This window comes from Lacrimispora sanguinis (genome assembly GCF_044987295.1).
In the GTDB taxonomy this organism is placed as follows: domain Bacteria; phylum Bacillota; class Clostridia; order Lachnospirales; family Lachnospiraceae; genus Lacrimispora; species Lacrimispora celerecrescens_B.
Genome location: NZ_CP173277.1, coordinates 2,646,891 through 2,664,068 on the forward strand (window position 1 = coordinate 2,646,891; position 17,178 = coordinate 2,664,068).

General features: G+C 35.1%; 17 protein-coding genes. All 17 read right to left on the reverse strand.

The features are described 5' to 3' along the window. Nucleotides 1–14: 14 nt before the first annotated feature. The 17 genes from ACHZES_RS12265 to pssD all read right to left on the reverse strand — a co-directional run bounded on the left by ACHZES_RS12265 (nucleotide 15) and on the right by pssD (nucleotide 17,158). On the reverse strand, nucleotides 15–953 hold the full coding sequence (locus tag ACHZES_RS12265) for an IS3 family transposase (RefSeq protein WP_395549406.1): 939 nt from the start codon (nucleotides 951–953) through the stop codon (nucleotides 15–17). Then, entirely contained in the window at nucleotides 896–1,354 is a 459-nt protein-coding gene (locus tag ACHZES_RS12270) for an HTH domain-containing protein (RefSeq protein WP_395549408.1), read from the reverse strand. Before ACHZES_RS12270 ends, ACHZES_RS12265 begins: the two co-directional genes overlap by 58 nt. A gap of 152 nt (nucleotides 1,355–1,506) precedes the next feature. After that, nucleotides 1,507–2,208 (reverse strand): polysaccharide biosynthesis tyrosine autokinase, encoded by a 702-nt coding sequence (locus ACHZES_RS12275; protein WP_395549359.1) that lies wholly within the window; start codon nucleotides 2,206–2,208, stop codon nucleotides 1,507–1,509. Next, nucleotides 2,205–2,948, reverse strand: coding sequence for a YveK family protein (locus ACHZES_RS12280; protein ID WP_395549358.1), 744 nt, complete (start codon nucleotides 2,946–2,948; stop codon nucleotides 2,205–2,207). The genes ACHZES_RS12275 and ACHZES_RS12280 overlap by 4 nt, the downstream gene beginning before the upstream one ends. A gap of 14 nt (nucleotides 2,949–2,962) precedes the next feature. Next, nucleotides 2,963–3,700 carry a CpsB/CapC family capsule biosynthesis tyrosine phosphatase gene (locus ACHZES_RS12285; protein WP_395549357.1) on the reverse strand — a complete coding sequence of 246 codons (738 nt, stop codon included), beginning with the start codon at nucleotides 3,698–3,700 and terminating at the stop codon, nucleotides 2,963–2,965. A 1-nt stretch (nucleotide 3,701) separates the two neighbouring features. Beyond that, nucleotides 3,702–5,261 carry a hypothetical protein gene (locus tag ACHZES_RS12290; protein ID WP_395549356.1) on the reverse strand — a complete coding sequence of 520 codons (1,560 nt, stop codon included), beginning with the start codon at nucleotides 5,259–5,261 and terminating at the stop codon, nucleotides 3,702–3,704. Between the two features lie 69 nt (nucleotides 5,262–5,330). After that, nucleotides 5,331–6,197: an N-acetylmuramoyl-L-alanine amidase family protein gene (locus tag ACHZES_RS12295; RefSeq protein WP_404820376.1), complete on the reverse strand. Its 867-nt coding sequence runs from the start codon at nucleotides 6,195–6,197 to the stop codon at nucleotides 5,331–5,333. A gap of 356 nt (nucleotides 6,198–6,553) precedes the next feature. Then, nucleotides 6,554–7,123, reverse strand: coding sequence for a VanZ family protein (locus ACHZES_RS12300; RefSeq protein WP_404820377.1), 570 nt, complete (start codon nucleotides 7,121–7,123; stop codon nucleotides 6,554–6,556). Nucleotides 7,124–7,771: 648 nt separating this feature from the next. Beyond that, nucleotides 7,772–7,972 (reverse strand): 4Fe-4S dicluster domain-containing protein, encoded by a 201-nt coding sequence (locus ACHZES_RS12305; RefSeq protein ID WP_395549352.1) that lies wholly within the window; start codon nucleotides 7,970–7,972, stop codon nucleotides 7,772–7,774. 44 nt (nucleotides 7,973–8,016) lie between these two features. After that, nucleotides 8,017–8,964, reverse strand: a complete 948-nt coding sequence (locus tag ACHZES_RS12310; RefSeq protein ID WP_395549351.1) for a Coenzyme F420 hydrogenase/dehydrogenase, beta subunit C-terminal domain — start codon at nucleotides 8,962–8,964, stop codon at nucleotides 8,017–8,019. A 369-nt stretch (nucleotides 8,965–9,333) separates the two neighbouring features. Continuing rightward, complete coding sequence (locus ACHZES_RS12315; RefSeq protein ID WP_395549350.1) at nucleotides 9,334–10,860, reverse strand: lipopolysaccharide biosynthesis protein; 1,527 nt, start codon at nucleotides 10,858–10,860, stop codon at nucleotides 9,334–9,336. A gap of 47 nt (nucleotides 10,861–10,907) precedes the next feature. Further along, nucleotides 10,908–11,456: an acyltransferase gene (locus ACHZES_RS12320; RefSeq protein WP_395549349.1), complete on the reverse strand. Its 549-nt coding sequence runs from the start codon at nucleotides 11,454–11,456 to the stop codon at nucleotides 10,908–10,910. A gap of 15 nt (nucleotides 11,457–11,471) precedes the next feature. After that, a complete protein-coding gene (locus tag ACHZES_RS12325) occupies nucleotides 11,472–12,608 on the reverse strand; it encodes a polysaccharide pyruvyl transferase family protein (RefSeq protein ID WP_395549348.1) in 1,137 nt (378 codons plus the stop codon). 27 nt (nucleotides 12,609–12,635) lie between these two features. Beyond that, entirely contained in the window at nucleotides 12,636–13,895 is a 1,260-nt protein-coding gene (locus ACHZES_RS12330) for an O-antigen ligase family protein (RefSeq protein WP_395549347.1), read from the reverse strand. An 11-nt stretch (nucleotides 13,896–13,906) separates the two neighbouring features. After that, nucleotides 13,907–14,959: a glycosyltransferase family 2 protein gene (locus ACHZES_RS12335; protein WP_395549346.1), complete on the reverse strand. Its 1,053-nt coding sequence runs from the start codon at nucleotides 14,957–14,959 to the stop codon at nucleotides 13,907–13,909. After that, complete coding sequence (gene pssE / locus ACHZES_RS12340) at nucleotides 14,952–16,541, reverse strand: PssE/Cps14G family polysaccharide biosynthesis glycosyltransferase (protein ID WP_395549344.1); 1,590 nt, start codon at nucleotides 16,539–16,541, stop codon at nucleotides 14,952–14,954. The genes ACHZES_RS12335 and pssE overlap by 8 nt, the downstream gene beginning before the upstream one ends. Then, nucleotides 16,541–17,158, reverse strand: coding sequence for a PssD/Cps14F family polysaccharide biosynthesis glycosyltransferase (pssD, locus tag ACHZES_RS12345; protein WP_395549342.1), 618 nt, complete (start codon nucleotides 17,156–17,158; stop codon nucleotides 16,541–16,543). The genes pssE and pssD overlap by 1 nt, the downstream gene beginning before the upstream one ends. Nucleotides 17,159–17,178: the final 20 nt, after the last annotated feature.

Consider the following 17,178-nt stretch of genomic DNA (forward strand, 5'->3'; position numbering starts at 1 on the left):
TTGTGACGCTTTTACTATACCTCAATAGGATAATAACCTGTTCTCAAATATTCTGCATATTGGTTAGGAGAAAGCTTTGCCAGTTCCCATTGATAACGCTCGTTGTTGTAATAATCCATGTAATCATTGATTTCTGTACAAAGTTCTTCATAAGTAGTACATCTGGAAAGATGGATTTCGTCTTTCATATGTCCGAAAAAAGATTCCTGTGGTGCATTATCCCAGCAGTTACCACGTCTGGACATTGACTGTCTTAGTTCTTTATCTTTCAGTAGCTGTCTGAACGAAATACTTGTATAATGGCAGCCTTGATCTGAGTGCAATATTGCATCGGTCTGAAGGCTTTTTTTATGATTTTTGATTAACATATTTATTGTGTCGAGTACAAAATCAACTTCAAGGGATTCGCTAAGAACATAGGCCAATACCTGTTTCGTACAGGCATCTTTTATTACAGATAAATATGCTTTACATCCATGGTTGTAAAACAGATACGTAATATCGGTGAGAAGGATTTTGCCTGCACCATGTTCTGAAAACTCGCGTTGTACAAGATTATCAGATACAGCATCTGTTTTTAAAGCTTTTGCCATTCTTCGATATGGATTCGTTTTACGTATAGGACAAAACAAGTTGAATTTCTTCATTAAACGACTGATTTTCTTTTGATTCATACGTACTCCCATATGAAGCAAGCGCATGTAGATACTGCGCCTTCCTTTATCATAACCACGATACAGATATGCTTTAAGAATCAAGTCAAAGTCAGCTTTATCTCTAGCATCTTTTTCATTTCGTTTATCCTTTGAATTTAACCAGTTATAATAACCGCTTCTGGATACCCGTGCCAATTCACAGAGCCAGCTGAGGTTTAGTTCATTATTATCCCGTGAAATCATTTCTTGGATGAGTCTGAATTTTTCTTCTGGAGTTGCTTCCGCTTTTCTACCCATTCGGCTTGTTTGTCTAGAAAATTGATTTTTTTTAAAAACGCATTCTCCTGTTTTAAATATTTTACCTGATGTTCTAGATATGCAATACGTTCCTGTTCGGATAATTGTTTAGTTGAAGGGCGTCCAGAATTATTTTTACGTGTGTCTTCAAACCCTTCCGCCCGAAGACTGAATTTCTTTATGCGTCTCGTAATTGTATCGATTCTACGATTACCAAGCAGTTGTGGGTCAATCCCCATATCACGTAAAATAATAGAAGGCAATCTTCCAGCCTCATATTCTGTGGCAAATTTTTTTCTAAACTCAGTTGTATATGTAATTGCTTTCTCAGAAACGCGTTCAATATATGGATTATTACGAAGCTGTTCCTGCTGTTTCTCTGTAAAATAATTTTTTCCCATAAAGTACGCTCCTTATTTATGCTATGAGTATAACAAAAAAAGACCCTACAAGGTAGGGTAAGTTAAAATATAAGCAATTTTCGCTTTTTTAACTGTCTATCTTATAGGGTCCATTTTACTGACCTACACACGTTCTTTACTAATACCATCTATTATGATTCTCCATAGTTTCCGTAATACTTCCCATAATATTTCCCGTAATAATTTCCGTAATAAGCATCATGCTCCATATCTACTTTATTTAATACTACCCCTAAGATACGGCATTCACTTTTTTCCAGCTGCTCCTTAACTCTTTGCAGCATTTTATAACTTATCACAGCACTTTCCACGACAATGATCGCTCCATCCACATATCTGGCGATCAGGGCCGCATCGATTACACTACCTAGAGGTGGGGCATCGATAATTATGTAGTCATAATTATCCCGCTGTTCTTCCAGAAGTTGTGCAAACAAAGGCCCTCCAAGAAGCTCAGTAGGGTTAGGAGAAACAGGTCCAGCAAGGATTATATCCATGTTCTTAATATCCGTCTGACAGATTACCTCTTCCATCGTTCTCTGCCCTGTCATGTAATGGGTCAGCCCATATGTATTCCCATCAACTTTATATCGGCCTGCAATAACAGATTTTCTAATGTCAGCATCTACAAACAATACCCTATTATCCGCCGCCGCAAAAGAGCTGGCAAGCTGAAATGATATAGAGGTTTTACCTTCATTGGGAGTAGAACTGGTGAGGGTCAATACTTTAATATCATTACCTGAAAAAAGAATATTTGATCTTAATGTTTTAAACGCTTCATTTGCTTTAAAATCAAGCTTGTCCTTTCTGCGGAATGTAACCTTTCTCATTGCGCCGTACCTCCTCTCCCATGGTTCCTCTTTCGTCTTTTCTTCTGCACGGAACCATTCTCTTCAAACAATGGAATGGCAGCCAATGTATTCAGCCCCAGGTACTTTTCCACATCCTCGGGAGTTTTAACCGTATCATTCATAATAAATAACACCAGAATGATTAATGCAGACAGAAATACACCTGCGAAACCGCCTAATAAAGAACTTTTTGTAACACTTGGCCTGGTTTTTTCTGTCGGCAAATATCCTTCCTCCACGATATTCGGAGGAACGGAATCCATGATTTGAGCCATTCTGGCAGATGCTACTTTTGCTACTTCATCCGCAATGCTTTTAGCCATATAAGGATCTGAATCCTCTACCGATATAGTAAGAATTCTGGTATCTGCAGGGTTTTCCACTTTAATTTTTTTCACAAGCTGTTCATGAGACATATTTAAATCCAGATTTGAAATGACCTGGTTTGTAACAGGCCTGCTGGTAATCAACACCTTATAATCCTTTGTAAGCTGAGTTCCCAGCTGCAGATCCGTCAGAGAAGTCAGTGTAGTGGTTTTATTGACTATATAGAGCATAGTGGAAGAGGTGAAAACCGGCTCCAAAACCATTGCCGTAAATAAACCGAAAGAGACCGCTCCTAAAATACCCGTCAATAAAATAATCCATATTTTCCGTCTTAAAATATAAAATAACTCAATTAAATCTATCTCAATCTCATCGTCCTGATTGGTTCCCATAACTTTCTCCTCAGTTAAATAATGTTATCATTCAACACGGCAATCCCATTTTGGTATAAGATCTTTTGCCCTAACCAGGAATCGCAATTGTGCATCACCCATTCGGCACCTTTCTTTATATCCGGCTGCCGGTACACCATGCCATGACTGTCTGTAGCAAGGAAATGAACCAGACCTGACTTGCATAGTTTTTTTATAAAAGCTGACCTTTTATTTAACATGCCTCCCTTTAAACTGGAAGCATTAACCTGGAAATATGCCCCTGATTCCTGCAGATCCCGAATCCTATCCAGCCTTTTATACAGGCAAAGATAGCGCTCAATGTGAGCTAGAATCGGAATGTATCCCTTTGCAGATAATTTTCCAACAGCGCGATATAATTCCTCATATGAAACGGAAGGCAAAAATTCAACCAGAATATAGCTTGTTCCAGACATTGTCCATATTTCTCCGGCTTCCAGGAGTTCTGCAAGACTCTCTGAATACATGAGCTCACACCCTAGATAAAGTTCCATATCTTGGCCAAAGTCTGTCTTTTTTAATCGGTCCTTCAATTCATCAAAAGAAGCCTTTATGTTTTCTGCTTTCTGGGAAGTCAGATTCGCTGTCACATGGGGAGTACAGATTATCCATCTGACATTTTGATCGTGCTCTTCCTTTAATGCAGCCAGGCTTTCCTCTATATCTTTTGCTCCGTCATCCACTCCAGGTATAAAATGACAATGTATATCAAAAAAATAAATCTGCTCCAAGCTATTTGCCTTCCTTCCATGCCTTTACAGCAGCAAGAACCATCCAGGCCAACAGTACTCCAATCCCACAAGTAATAGCACCGGCCTTCCAAATTCCACTTTTGTAGATTTCAAAAAATGAGTTCATATAAGGGGGGGTTACTTCTCCCCAGCGAGCCGTAATAACCATATTGCTTCCAGTAAATATCAAAAATCCAAGGAAACTTCCGAGCATCAACCCCTTTGCGCCCAAACAAAAGCCACGATATTTATAATGATGAAGAAAAACAAGGATTCCCTGTGCCGCCGCCATTAAAAGTAATGAGATTGGTAAAATAAGAACGGCCGTCTTTGTATAATCATCCTTAAGCTGTGACCACCATGGACCAAACGGCCATTTTAATAAAGCCGTGTATTTCCCGTCAAGGCGATCCATCAGAAGAGTAAGTCCGGCTTGTGCTTCTTTTGTCATAGTCACAGACTCTCCTCTTAAATATTCCTCGATATCAGCTTTCAATGGTTCAATCAAAATAGAGGTATCAGCCTTATAGACTCCCTTACTCAAATCATTTTCCACCTGCTGCCTGGCAGCTATAACAACCTTTTCATAGGTTAAGGATTGGTCCATAACGCTATTCGGAATATTTAATAGTGAAAATGAAATAGAGGTATCCTTCTTAAGTTCATTATAGACAAATGTATAATATCCTGTATCCGATAATTTACTGAGAATGGCATTTTTCTGAAATGCTCCAAACCAGGCTCCGCCAATTAAGCATAATACCAAAGACAGAGCCGCTATGGCAGCTGTCAGAATATATTTTAAAATCCTGCGCAGCTTACGATGACTGTGGCTGATTAATAATTTCTTATGTATTGATACAACAAGTACCAGAACGATTGCAAATGCCGCTGCCGCTATACAGTCCCACATGATTTCGTAACGAACCTTAAGTTGCTGCATCCTTGCATCTGTATCTTGATTTAAGTATTCATAAGTCTGGGGAGGTGCCTTGTCTACAAGTTCAAGAATGGATATTACAGAGGAAGACTTCTCCGTTTCCGGCTCTTTTTTATTCTCTTGTTGTAATGTGCCGGAATCGCCTTCCGATTCGGTCTCTGAGCCCTCGTTTTCTTGTGCTCCTGCAGTCTCTGGTTCCTTTTGACTTTCTTCTGTTTTTTGCTTTTCAGGTTTCTTTGTGGACTTACTGCTTTCCTTCTGTCCCGCTGCACCCTCGGAAGGAGCCTGCGAAGGTTCTGTTTCCGGAGCGGCAGTTCTTCCTATCTCTACTAAATAGCCGCTTTCCACTCCGGTCTGTACATTGGCATATATTTCTGAAATTGCTGACTGGGCCTGTTCTGCAGTTAATTCCACGTCATCCTGGGCCAGATAATTTTTTACCGAACTTATGTATTCCGGTTTGACCGCATAAATAATTCCGTCTTTCTCAAATTGTCCACTTACTGCGGATATGACAGACTGCTCGTTTGCATTAACGGATCCTGCATACGCAGTCTGGGCTATGCCGGCACTTATGATAAATGCTATTCCACCAATTATCCATCTTTTATATAATTTCATGCCGCTCTCCATATTTAAAATAGGGCGGTTCCTATGAGAGCCACCCTATCTATATACCATTATGTAGATTTATTTGATGTTAAGAGTATATTCAATGCCTTTTTCATCGTTAGCTGCATATACTCTTATGCCCATTCCCTGGAGGATTGTAAGGGCGTGCTCAATTGTTTCACCAGCATAATTCATAGCATAGGATTCAAACTCTCCCACGTTATTAATAGTAAACTCTCTAGTTCCTACTTTGACTTTCGTTACGTCTTCACCAGCCAGAATATCCTTTAAGGCCTCCTGTACATCACTAATAAGGCCATCAACATCTAATTCGGGATCTAACTCAGCACGAGTGAATGTTATTGTGGTTCCAGATGCTTTAACACCTTTTTTATCTGCCTTGTTGAACGCATCGGTAACTGCCTCCTTAGCTGCAGTCTGAGCGTCCTTCGGTGGTGTCGTTGTATTATCACTTCCGGAGTTTGACCTGGAATAACCGCCGCCGCCAGTAATTACGTTAGTCTGGTTCCCGTTACCTCCAAAAATCTGAGAAGCACCCACAGACGGTTTTCCGTTTGTTGTTCCATACTCGGTAAAGTTATATTCTACTGTCCCGATTTTCATATTACCAGAAAAAAGTGAGCCGTCTGCATTCATGTAATACACTTTGTCATCGACTTTGATCAGACCTGTCTGCATAATACCATTGTATGCAAAGAAATACCACTTACCATCGGTATCCTTAAACCAGCCCTTCTGTGCATTGGCATTGGCATCAAAATGATACCACTTGCCAGCCTCCTGAAACCACTTGTTTGCCTGCCAGCTTCCGTCTTCATTCTGATATCTCCATTCGGAACCAGACTGAACCCATGCTGCAGATGCTGGCAATGCACTACCCACAGTGATTGCTGCGGCTAATGCTGCTACCATTAGCTTTTTCATCTTCATAATGTTTCTCCTTTCAATATCCTACCTTCAATTTTGTTACAATTTAAATTGATGTGTATATTTTAACTCTCTTTCTGTAAAAATGCAAGGTTTATACGTTTATAACATCTGTACAATGTATGTTTTAATCGTTTTTTATCGATAATGCTGATTTTATATAGTTTTATTTGCAATCTTTTAGTGTATATTTATATAAAAAAGCCTTTAAATATGAGTAAAAGTTCAATTTCATAAGGAAAACAAAGGAGCAATCATTTAAAAATCTACTATTCTCTTTACATTTCCTTACATATCTTTATATTTCCATATATTGTTCGCTATTTTTGTAACTGTAGTAATTATAATAAGAGTCACTTTTTCTTTTTAAGATATTTATTGAGTCTGCGTAAAAGTTTAATGGATACAAAGAATAAATATCCAATAATCGTTCCTATTACATTCATTACAACATCGTCTAATTGCATATGACCTCGTTGGGAGAGAAATTGAGCATATTCTAGGCTAACTGAAAAGAAAAATCCCAACGGAATACAACAAAAAATACTTTCCGCAGGTTTAAGAACGTTTGGAAGAAGAACACCAAATGGAATCATCATCAAAATATTCTCTATTACATAAGCCTTACTCTGTATGCTGCCTTGCCAGGTTTCTCCCAAAATTAAACTAACTGTATTCCTTGAGCCTGGGGGGCGGGAAAAATAGGTTTGTTGAAGTAGTGTATACATGTACGAGGCAAATAGACCAAGGCAAATTACCTTTATTGGAGATATGAGCTGACATCTTCTGAACTGGTACCATAATCCGTTTATTAATATAAGTACCATAATTAGTAATGCACCGCATATTAGCCCTTTCGGTAAGTATAGAATCGGCTCTACAATATCTTGTGCTATAATTTTATATAATAGATTATTTACCATTGTTTTTATTCGCAACCGTCTAGTGGTTTTTTTCCAAGCTAAGATAATTTGTAAGCAATTTTTATTCGCATTCAGTAAACAGCCTACAAAGTGCCTGAAAACTAACCAGTTATCTAAACTACCAGAGATGGCAGTGTTATCGTGCTAAGTCATTGCCGATCTGCTACTTACCTCCATACAGATATGGCGGAAAGAAAGCAGATATATTTCATTCCGCATTTCTTTGTATCACAGTCTATCAGAGCTGCTAATTTCGTATTCCTGCGGGAATTGTATTCTATTTACTATTTTATTCCTTTATCAATGTTTCCCACCCAATCTTTTTCCTAAACTTGCCCTGCAGTAGCTTTCGATTGCTGCTTTTATATTAGGGGCAAGTAAACCGGTGTAAAATTCATCGTCTTCCAGTGCCCGGAAATTAACTAGCATTTTAAAAAAAGTGTGATTCCATTTTCTATAAAACGATCAACAATACGCTCAGAGAATATAAATCACTTTTTCTTTAAGTATTACTTGCAGAGTCGTAATCAGTAATCATTTTCGGTCTAACCTTAATTTCTATTTATGATAAACTTTTATTTTATTGTGTTTTTCAATCTGTTTTGGTTCCATATTTCTAGAACCCTTATTTTTCATCAAACACTAAATTTACAATTTTCTTTTACTGTTACAAGGGCAAATGTTCACGCACATATAGCACTTAACGCATTTGTTTTCATCAATTTGTGGATAATCAAAGCCTTCTTCATCCTCAATCATTTTAATAGCCTTTTTAGTGCATATGCAATAACAAGCAGTACATCCACAACACTCTTCTTTTCGCTTAAATAAAACCGGTATATCTTTCATGAGTTAATACTCTCCTACATATTGTTTCTCTACCTAACCAAATATTATAAATTAAAAATTCTTTTCAATTTCCGTATAGCCTTCATGTAAACAGAATTTTCAGTCATTCCAATAACGATTTTTGAAAAATCATTTTCATAACGTTCGTAAAACAGTTTACGTTTATTAGTTAGGGCAGCAGAACTTATTAATGCCGAATTTGTTTCTTTAATAAATTCTATATCTGGTTCACCAACTATTACAAGTTCTCTCAGAATTTCATCAAATAGAGTTTCTCCCTTCTCAGATTGAAGCATAGCTACGGATATTCCTTTATCATCATCTTGTTTTAACAAATTTTCCGCCTTCCAAAAATCACCCAATGTTATATCTGCTGCATGATAAACCGCTTTAAATTGGCATTCGTAACATGATGGTCTAAGATATAAATTATGAAGAAAGCCTAATAAGTATGGATCCTTGTTTTTCCCTTGTAAATATTCTCCGCCACTATGGAATACCATATGTAAAGAAAAGTTTCTCCATCCTTTCTTCTTGCTTCTAAAATTGATACTTTCAATTTTATTGCCATCAGATAATTTGTCCTTGTACTTTCTCCATACCTTTTTACTTGGAACGCCATGACAAATAAAATCAATAGTAATAAGATTATTATATTCACATCCAAGATATGCCTTCAAACCAGCCACTTGGCAAGGAGTTCCAGAAAACAGGACATGCCTACCAAAATCCAGATATTCTTTTACCTTTATAAAAGAGTATCCCACCATGCTTTGAACATATTTACTTCCCAAATAATTTTGAATCATCTCGACAGATTCACAACAAGAGTGAACTACCTCAAAGTTTTCATCAAATGATGCGCCAAACACCACTCCACCCATTTCAATGATTTTTTTACAAATTGAGTAAAATATTCCACCAGAAGAACTATCTTTCCGAATCAGTTCATTTTTATTATAACATGCATAAATTTTAGTATAAACATTCATGGTACCACCTCACTGCTTAACAGCGTGAAAACTTTAATCACCAAAAGGCCATCCTCCCCGATTTTGTTAATTATATTTTTACCTCTTCTTCTATTTAATAAAGAAATATGTGTCATGTCACTAATTACCTTACCAAAGTCTATACTAGTTAGCAGCTTCTTAAAAAGTCTCTTCTTATAGGAGCATTACAGGCTTCCACCAACATTATACAAAACAGCGTTGTTATCTCCTATATCTTTAAAGCGGATAGACGTTCAATTGGAAAAGCTAGTATCTCTGCTTTGTAAATTACTTTTATCACAGAAAAAAATCAGATCAATATACCAAATGCTTCAGCTATGTCATTTATACAAGCAAGTCAGGTTCTTTCTACCTTTTTATTATTGGTGCTAAAATTATAGATTTCTCGAAATCATTCATCCCAACGAACCACATTGAGGCGCAATATGCTATTATATACGCTACAATTTGAGCAAAATATTTCGGAGTACTATAAATACCAGAATAATAATTCATAAATAATCCTAACATAATTGGAATTAATAGACCTCTTGATAATCCTAATATGCCTTTCCAGAAGTAAATAATATCAATATTACATTTTTTATGATAATATATATTCATTGCAAATCCATTAGCCGCTATTAATGAAACCGCCGTTCCAATTGCACTTCCAATAGCACCGTAAACTTGACATAAATACAGTGACATCACTAAATTAATAATAGCCATAATTAAATACGCAATACTTCTAAATTGATGTCTATTTTCAGCTCTCTGGATTTCAATTCCAAGATTTTGTATTAGCGCAATAGATGCAGGCAAAACTAATAATAACATTACATAATATGATTCCTCATAATCCACTCCAACCCAAATATGTATAATAAAGTCTTTTCCAAAGAAAAGTAACCCACTTGCAATCAAACCTAAAATCAGGAATTGAATTCTTCCAATTTTTGTAAATAGCTCCGTCAGTTGCTTCTTCTGCACAGTTAGGTTTTCTTTTGTACCGTTCACAATTTTATGGATTCTCGGGGTAAATACACTTGAAATTGAATTTGAAAACATTTGGTAATATTGATATAGAGAAAATCCGACAGAATAAATAGCTACAGTAGCTGTTCCTTTAAAACGTCCCAATAATATTTTATCTATATTCCAGTTAATCTGATCTACAATCAAGTTTATAGCAATTAAAGATGTATATACAAACAGGCTTGAAAACAGCCCTTTTTCAAAATTATGGAATATAAATTTGTTTTTCAAAATATAAATCACATAAAAAATATATAGTAGATCCGTAATAAAAGAAATACCTACAGAAACTGATACCATTGCAATAGACCGAAAGCCAATTAACAATAACGGTAATGTTATCAGTGGACCTCCAACAGTCTTTAACATTCCCAATAATTTCAAGAAAATAAATCGCTCATTTGCTGAAATAATGTTAGAAAATACGCTCATTGGGAACGAAACTGTTAAATTTATTGTCAATAGCAACATCAATATCTTAGCAATCGAGTATTCTTTCCGAGTCAGTCCTTCAGCAAAAACAAACTCAAGATGCATAGCCATAAAGACACCACATATAAAAGCAACTACTCCAATTACACAAAAAATCAGGAAAAACATTCCATTCAATTTATGTATAGAATTATCATCATTTTCTTCTTTATATTTTGCATAATATCTAATATAACTGCTATTAAAACCAAGATTCAATACCGAAAGCATTGAAATAGTTGATGAAACAGTATTATAAAGTCCGTACTCACTCTGTCCCAGCATATTTGTCATTAAAGGGGTATAGACTAGACCAATAACAACTCCTAGGCCCATTTGAATATACGAAAGCACTGCGCCTATTTTTAATTGACTGTTTTTTTTCATATATCTTTACCTTTACTTATCGTTCTTGGAGATATAAGGTATGCTGTTCAGATATCATATCCCATCGCATCTTGTAATTTCTTCTTCATATTTTCGATTTCAGCATCCGTTTTATTTGGCCAATATATTTCAAATTTTGGTAGACTTTTCATCAATGACTTATGTTTTAATACATAATCATCGTATTTTTCAATAACCCTGGCTGGAACACCCGCAGCTATCGAATTATCAGGAATATCCTTTGTAACAACGCTTCCTGCACCCACAATAACTCTATTCCCAATGTGAACACCTGGAAGAATTATTGCATCAGCTCCTATAAACACATCGTTGCCAATTATCACTTTACCCACTTTAACATAACCAATTCCGATCTTTGTACTTGCATCATGCAACAAAATACGTGCATCACTTATTATTACATTGTTGCCTATCTCAAGTAAATATGCTCTCGACTTATCTATTTTGCTTGTCCATAATTCAACATCATTGCCAATAACTGCACCTCTTTTTCTTAACTGTTCAGGTGTATTATACCCTCTTACAATTCCAAGTATAAAATTCTTCACCTGTCTTATTATGCCAACTTTTTTCATAACCACCTCTATTTTTCATATGTTTTTAACTAGTAAATCTACTGCATCTCTTGTTTTATTAATATAATCAGGCATAAAACTCTCCAAGTATTCTCGTATTTCATTCTTTCTTGTAAATAGATTAAAAAAGCATTTAAAGATTGAATCACCAGATGTGACCTCCCGAACATCCACTACATACTCTTCATCTACACCAAAAATATCCTTCGCAATTCCACTTGCTTTCACAGAATAGCCAATAACCAATGTTGGAACACATGATGAATATGCTGCTATCGTTGAATGAGTTCTTGCCCCTACAAAAAAGTCACATTTAGAAATACAGTATTTCAGTTCGTCTGCACGTCTATCTTCTAGTATACTGATACGATTGCTGTTATATTGTTCCGCTAATTTAGTAATAATCGTTTCATCATTATTATTTCTCTTGACAACATGTGGTATAAACATAATTTCGTAAACTGTTTCATCAAGCAAATATCGAATAATTTTATCATAGCCATCTTTTATTGCACTATTACCTTCTTCATATTTAAAAATAAGTGGGCTTATATTTATCCCGACAATTCTTTTACCTTTTAATTCCTTTGGTAAAGGAGAATGCATTGGTTTCAATGCAAATGCAGGATCAGGGAATAAATATGTTTTATTCTTTAATCCTTTTTTACACAATGCTTCATATGTGATAGACTCTCTGGCGAAAATCAAACTATATTTATTAAGGTCAGCCAAGATTTCCACATTTTCCAATACATTAGGTTCAATAGATGTACCCCATAAAATAGTTGCATTTCCTTTTTCACGAATTCGCTTATTAGCCTGTAAAACAGGTTTTAACAAACTCGGATAGCAATAATTATCGCCGCCAACAGAAAGATAAGTTCCTTTGATCTTACCGTCAATTAGCATGAACACTATATTTTTATGCAAAAGCTTATTCATGGTTCGGTTCCAAAGCCATTTAATTGGATGATAATAACGCTTGTATGAGTCCGGACGTATCTCACACATTTCATTTAACCCATACAATTCATCCGCCTTAATATTTCCGGAAAAGACCATTGACTTATCATGAAAATTAGCCATTGTTCCCCTAATAATTGCTTCACAACCATGATTATCCGACCCACCATGAGCATAGAATATTAACATGAGTAATCCTCCCTCTTTCTCAAAAATTCAGTTACCTGTTATTCCCTGGGATCTTTTCAGCACCTTATACATGCTAGCGCCAAACCCACAAAGCATGATATACAATGCGTACTGTTCATACGAATAATGAGGTAGACCAGTTAAAGAATAAAGTAAAAAGAAAACCTGATACGCAAAAGAAAAAATAATCCAATTTTGCTCCTTCGTTCCGTCATACACTTTGCTTCTCAGTCGTTTAAATGCTCTGTATGTAAAAATCAGACTGGAGATGTCGGCAATCATATACACCAATAAACCTATTATACCAATTTCACCAAGCAATTGAAAATAGTCATTATGTGCTCCTTGAAAAGTGGAACCAGCTACTGCATTCAAGTATTTTCCCCACCCATGACCAAATATTGGGCTACTTCTGAACATATTGAGTGCGACACTCCACAAGTAAAATCTACTACTTGAAATATCGTCTGTACTATTTGGTGTAAGAATTCTTGTAACAATATTACTTACCCCTGGCACAAACAAGTATGCTAAAATAAATAGTACAACACCAATTACAATTAATTTAAAACTATTTTTCAGTCTCCTCACAACACCTGGTTCTTTTACCAGAATAACTAGTATAATGGTTATTAAAAGAAATAGTGTAGGCCCACGCTTACCCACCAAGAACTCTGTACAGAATAAAAATGCAAGGAAAGCAATGGAAATATTTTTTCTTTTAGCATTTTTGCCAATCAATTCAGAAAACAGAATTAATATACCAACTGTAATATAAAATGAGTTTCTTGAATAATGATTCGTAAAACCATGATACATATTTCTATTCAAGAAACTATATGTGAGCGATGATCCCTCCGGAAACAAGCTTAAAATATAATTGGTATAAAAGGTTGGAGCAAAAAAACTTATCCATGTAACAACCGAAGTAATAAGCGAAAAAGTTAAAAGCGGATATTTTACTGAGGTTATGACTTTCGGGTTTCCCTGAATATACATATAAAAAGCTATTGCAATTATTGTATAAAACGCATATTTGTAATTAAAACTTCCCGTCAAAAAGAAAACCGGAATAATAAGCCAAACTAAATCATATACTGTGTAATTGCTTTTTAATATATCCCGAGAATAGTAGATAATAGTGGCTACTGTTATTAAAATAATTATTATATACTCTATTCCTGGCGTCTGATATATTATTGTCGGTAAACATCTGACCGCTATTGATATAGCAATGAAGAAACACCAGATGTAAGCCAGTGAGTTTTTATTTATCTTTAATTTCATATCAATCAGTCTTATTTGCTCCTTATTCCTTTTAATATCATTCTCATATTAATCATAGCCATCACTAAAATAATGTTTCTTTTAGTACAAGCATAAAGTAACACTTTATCAAATCTTCTCATTGGTAGAGAATGCACCTTGCTATACCTCATCATCGGCCTCCAACATTCCTTCTCCAATGAAGTTCGAATAAAGATACGTTTTTCGCTAAAGCTCATTTGAGATTTTCTTGACAAAGGACCTAAATACAACATTCCATGAAACTGCTGTACATATCGTACAATTAAATATGGCAAATACTCTTCTTTACTTCCATACATTTTCTGAAGAACATATAGTAATTTCTCAGTATAACTTACTATTTTAGGGTTATATACTCTTGTTGCAGAAGAATCATTCATCCTATAGTAATACCAAATCCGAGGAACAACCCCTACACGGTTTACCCTCTGCATAACTTCAAGATTAAAAACTACGTCTTCACCCATAACAAGATCTTCGTCAAATTCGATTCCACTAATTTTTTCTCGTCGAAAGAGTTTGCAGACCGGTCCACTGGTAAAGAACACATCAAGTGTAGTATCATCTACCACTCCATTACTAAGAATTTTCTTTTCAAATAAATCTATATTATTTTCATATATAACTGGACCATTATTTATAACAGGGGCGCACTTTACTGTATGCTTTGGAAATACTTTCTCTGTTCCGCCTAGAACAAAATCAAGTTTATTCGTAATCAAGCATCTGACAGCCTCTTCAACAAAATGGTCATTAACCCAATCATCGGAATCTATAAATGTAATAAAATCTCCGCTGCTCATACGAAGGCCAACGTTTCTAGCCTTAGATACACCTTCGTTTTTCTTGTTACAATACTTCACGCAGGAATTATTAGCATAACGCTGTCTAATAATCTGATCACTCTCATCTTTTGACCCGTCATTAACCAATATAATTTCGATATTAGTATATGTCTGGTTTAATACGGAATCAATGCATTTACAAATATAAGAAGCAGCATTATAAACTGGTATAATTACACTCACTAGAGGTTCACTCATGATCAATCTCCCGAAATAACTGTTCCAACACTGTGGCAATAATTTCATTACTATATTTTTTAGCCGTTTTATTTACACCCTCTTTAAATTGATTTTTATTAAATTTACCGCATATAAATTCAGCGAGTATATTTGCCAATTCTTCACTATTTCCTTTTTTAAACTTATAGCCATTATATCCATCTTCTACATAATATTTCGGTGCTGCAAAGTCCGATGCAATAACGGGAACACCACATGACATTGCTTCAATCGCAACAAGCCCTAAACTTTCCCCCTCTCTTTCCGTGGGAAAAACAAATACGTCAGAACAATTATACATCTTTAATAAGCTTTGCTGATCTAGTAAAGGGAACTTTTTTATTTTACTTTCAATTCCAAGTTCTGAAATCAATTCATTGCATAGTTGCACTTCATTCCCATCACCAGCAAAGACGAATTCTGCATCATATCCCTTTTCTATAAGAACACCAATAGCTCTTAAGTATGTATCCCACCCTTTTCCAGTGGTTATTCGTCCAATATAGCTAATTACTATTTTCTTAGAATTTAAGTTGAAATCTTTTTTTGCTGAAGAAACGCGGTTGTCACTAAATTCAAAAAAAAGCTTTCTATCCACTCCACAAGAGGGATAAACCACTATATTTTCTGGTTCATAGCAATATTTTGCTGAAACATAATTTTTAAAATAGTCTGAAGGTACTACAACCTTTTGACTTAATCCAATAATTCTTCTTGTATATTTCTGGAATTTCTCTTGTTTTCTATTTTCAGGTACAACATCACTTCCATGTACATTTGTAATAATACTAAAATGTTTAAATTTGCTCGCAGCTAAGACCGGAATGCTACTATGAGATGCATAATGGATGTATACAATATCGTAATTGTTAAATATTATTTTTTTAAAAGTGCTTCCAAAGAACACAATATAACCTAATAGCTTTTTAATCTTACCTTTATTCCAGCGCATAACACTCAATTCGAATGATACGTTAATTTTATCCAGCTCGTCACAAAAACGTTTTACAAAAATTCCAGCACTTGGGTATTTTTTGCTCGGATACATATTTGATACCACAAGAACCTTCATTGAACATTTATGCATACTATTAATGAACTTCCTTATAGATTCAATTATCTGCTCAGAATTAGAATGATAATTCACTAAAGGCTGACATTTAGATTGTTCAACCGCTGAAGCAATTTTATCTGTTTCATAACAAGCTACTATTAACCCCATTTTTTCAAACTCTCGAACGAGTTGTAACTGATGATCATCCACTACTTCATGATATTTCGCCAATCTTGGAACCGCGATAACTTTCTTTCCCATTTTAACAGAATTAACGATTATACCAGTTCCGCCATGGGTGATTACGATACCACATTCTTCAATTTTTTTATTGAACTCATCTTGATTCAAAAAATCCACATACTGATAATTTGTAGGTTTATACTCACTTGGACCAATTTGAGCAAATATTTCATCTGTAATTTCACCCTTTATGACTGCAATGTCAATAGCTTCAAGCAATCTATTAAACTGAAAGCTTCGCGAACCAACTGTGATAAATATCATTAGTATATACCGCCTTTACAAACTGCATTAGGATAAAATTTCTTCATACTTTCCCATTGAACATAAAACTGATGTGCAAACTTGTATGCAATTTTTCCAGATATTGTCGGGTTATCAATTTTGGCAAAGGATTCTATATAAATTACTTTTCCACGAAAAACTTTCGTCCATACCATCATTGGAACTGAAGCCAAAGCACCAGTTGAGATGATTAAATCGGGTCTCTGTTTCAAGATGATACAAAAAGAAAGGAAAATATTATACATAAATTTTAAAATAAATAACTTGTCCATACGATTAATTTGCAAAACATACTTAACAGGCAGTCCATTTGTTTTTACATCATATCCAATTTTTTCTGTTACAATAAAGCTATCATAATCTTCCATCAATGGTTTTAGCATCATAAGCTGTTCAAAATGACCACCTGAAGATGAACAAAAGCAAACTTTTAATTTATTATTCTGCACAACTATCTTCCTTCTTTCAATAGCCTTTACTAATATATTACAAAGCACTTTCCACTTCTTCTCCCATAAACTATATTTTAAGATACCTCTTAATCCGTTCAAACCAAGTACAACAGGAAAAATATAAAAAGGATTTTCAAAATACAAGTGTCTTCCGGCATTATAGT

Excerpts from the sequence above, each read along its gene's own strand:
- ACHZES_RS12335 (WP_395549346.1), bottom strand. The coding sequence starts at position 14,959 with ATGAGTGAACCTCTAGTGAGTGTAATTATACCAGTTTATAATGCTGCT.
- ACHZES_RS12330 (WP_395549347.1), bottom strand. The coding sequence starts at position 13,895 with ATGAAATTAAAGATAAATAAAAACTCACTGGCTTACATCTGGTGTTTC.
- ACHZES_RS12295 (WP_404820376.1), bottom strand. The coding sequence starts at position 6,197 with ATGAAAAAGCTAATGGTAGCAGCATTAGCCGCAGCAATCACTGTGGGT.
- ACHZES_RS12315 (WP_395549350.1), bottom strand. The coding sequence starts at position 10,860 with ATGAAAAAAAACAGTCAATTAAAAATAGGCGCAGTGCTTTCGTATATT.
- ACHZES_RS12265 (WP_395549406.1), bottom strand. The coding sequence starts at position 953 with ATGGGTAGAAAAGCGGAAGCAACTCCAGAAGAAAAATTCAGACTCATC.
- pssE (WP_395549344.1), bottom strand. The coding sequence starts at position 16,541 with ATGATATTTATCACAGTTGGTTCGCGAAGCTTTCAGTTTAATAGATTG.
- ACHZES_RS12325 (WP_395549348.1), bottom strand. The coding sequence starts at position 12,608 with ATGTTAATATTCTATGCTCATGGTGGGTCGGATAATCATGGTTGTGAA.
- ACHZES_RS12310 (WP_395549351.1), bottom strand. The coding sequence starts at position 8,964 with ATGAATGTTTATACTAAAATTTATGCATGTTATAATAAAAATGAACTG.
- ACHZES_RS12280 (WP_395549358.1), bottom strand. The coding sequence starts at position 2,948 with ATGGGAACCAATCAGGACGATGAGATTGAGATAGATTTAATTGAGTTA.
- ACHZES_RS12300 (WP_404820377.1), bottom strand. The coding sequence starts at position 7,123 with ATGGTAAATAATCTATTATATAAAATTATAGCACAAGATATTGTAGAG.
- ACHZES_RS12320 (WP_395549349.1), bottom strand. The coding sequence starts at position 11,456 with ATGAAAAAAGTTGGCATAATAAGACAGGTGAAGAATTTTATACTTGGA.
- ACHZES_RS12305 (WP_395549352.1), bottom strand. The coding sequence starts at position 7,972 with ATGAAAGATATACCGGTTTTATTTAAGCGAAAAGAAGAGTGTTGTGGA.
- ACHZES_RS12275 (WP_395549359.1), bottom strand. The coding sequence starts at position 2,208 with ATGAGAAAGGTTACATTCCGCAGAAAGGACAAGCTTGATTTTAAAGCA.
- ACHZES_RS12290 (WP_395549356.1), bottom strand. The coding sequence starts at position 5,261 with ATGAAATTATATAAAAGATGGATAATTGGTGGAATAGCATTTATCATA.
- ACHZES_RS12270 (WP_395549408.1), bottom strand. The coding sequence starts at position 1,354 with ATGGGAAAAAATTATTTTACAGAGAAACAGCAGGAACAGCTTCGTAAT.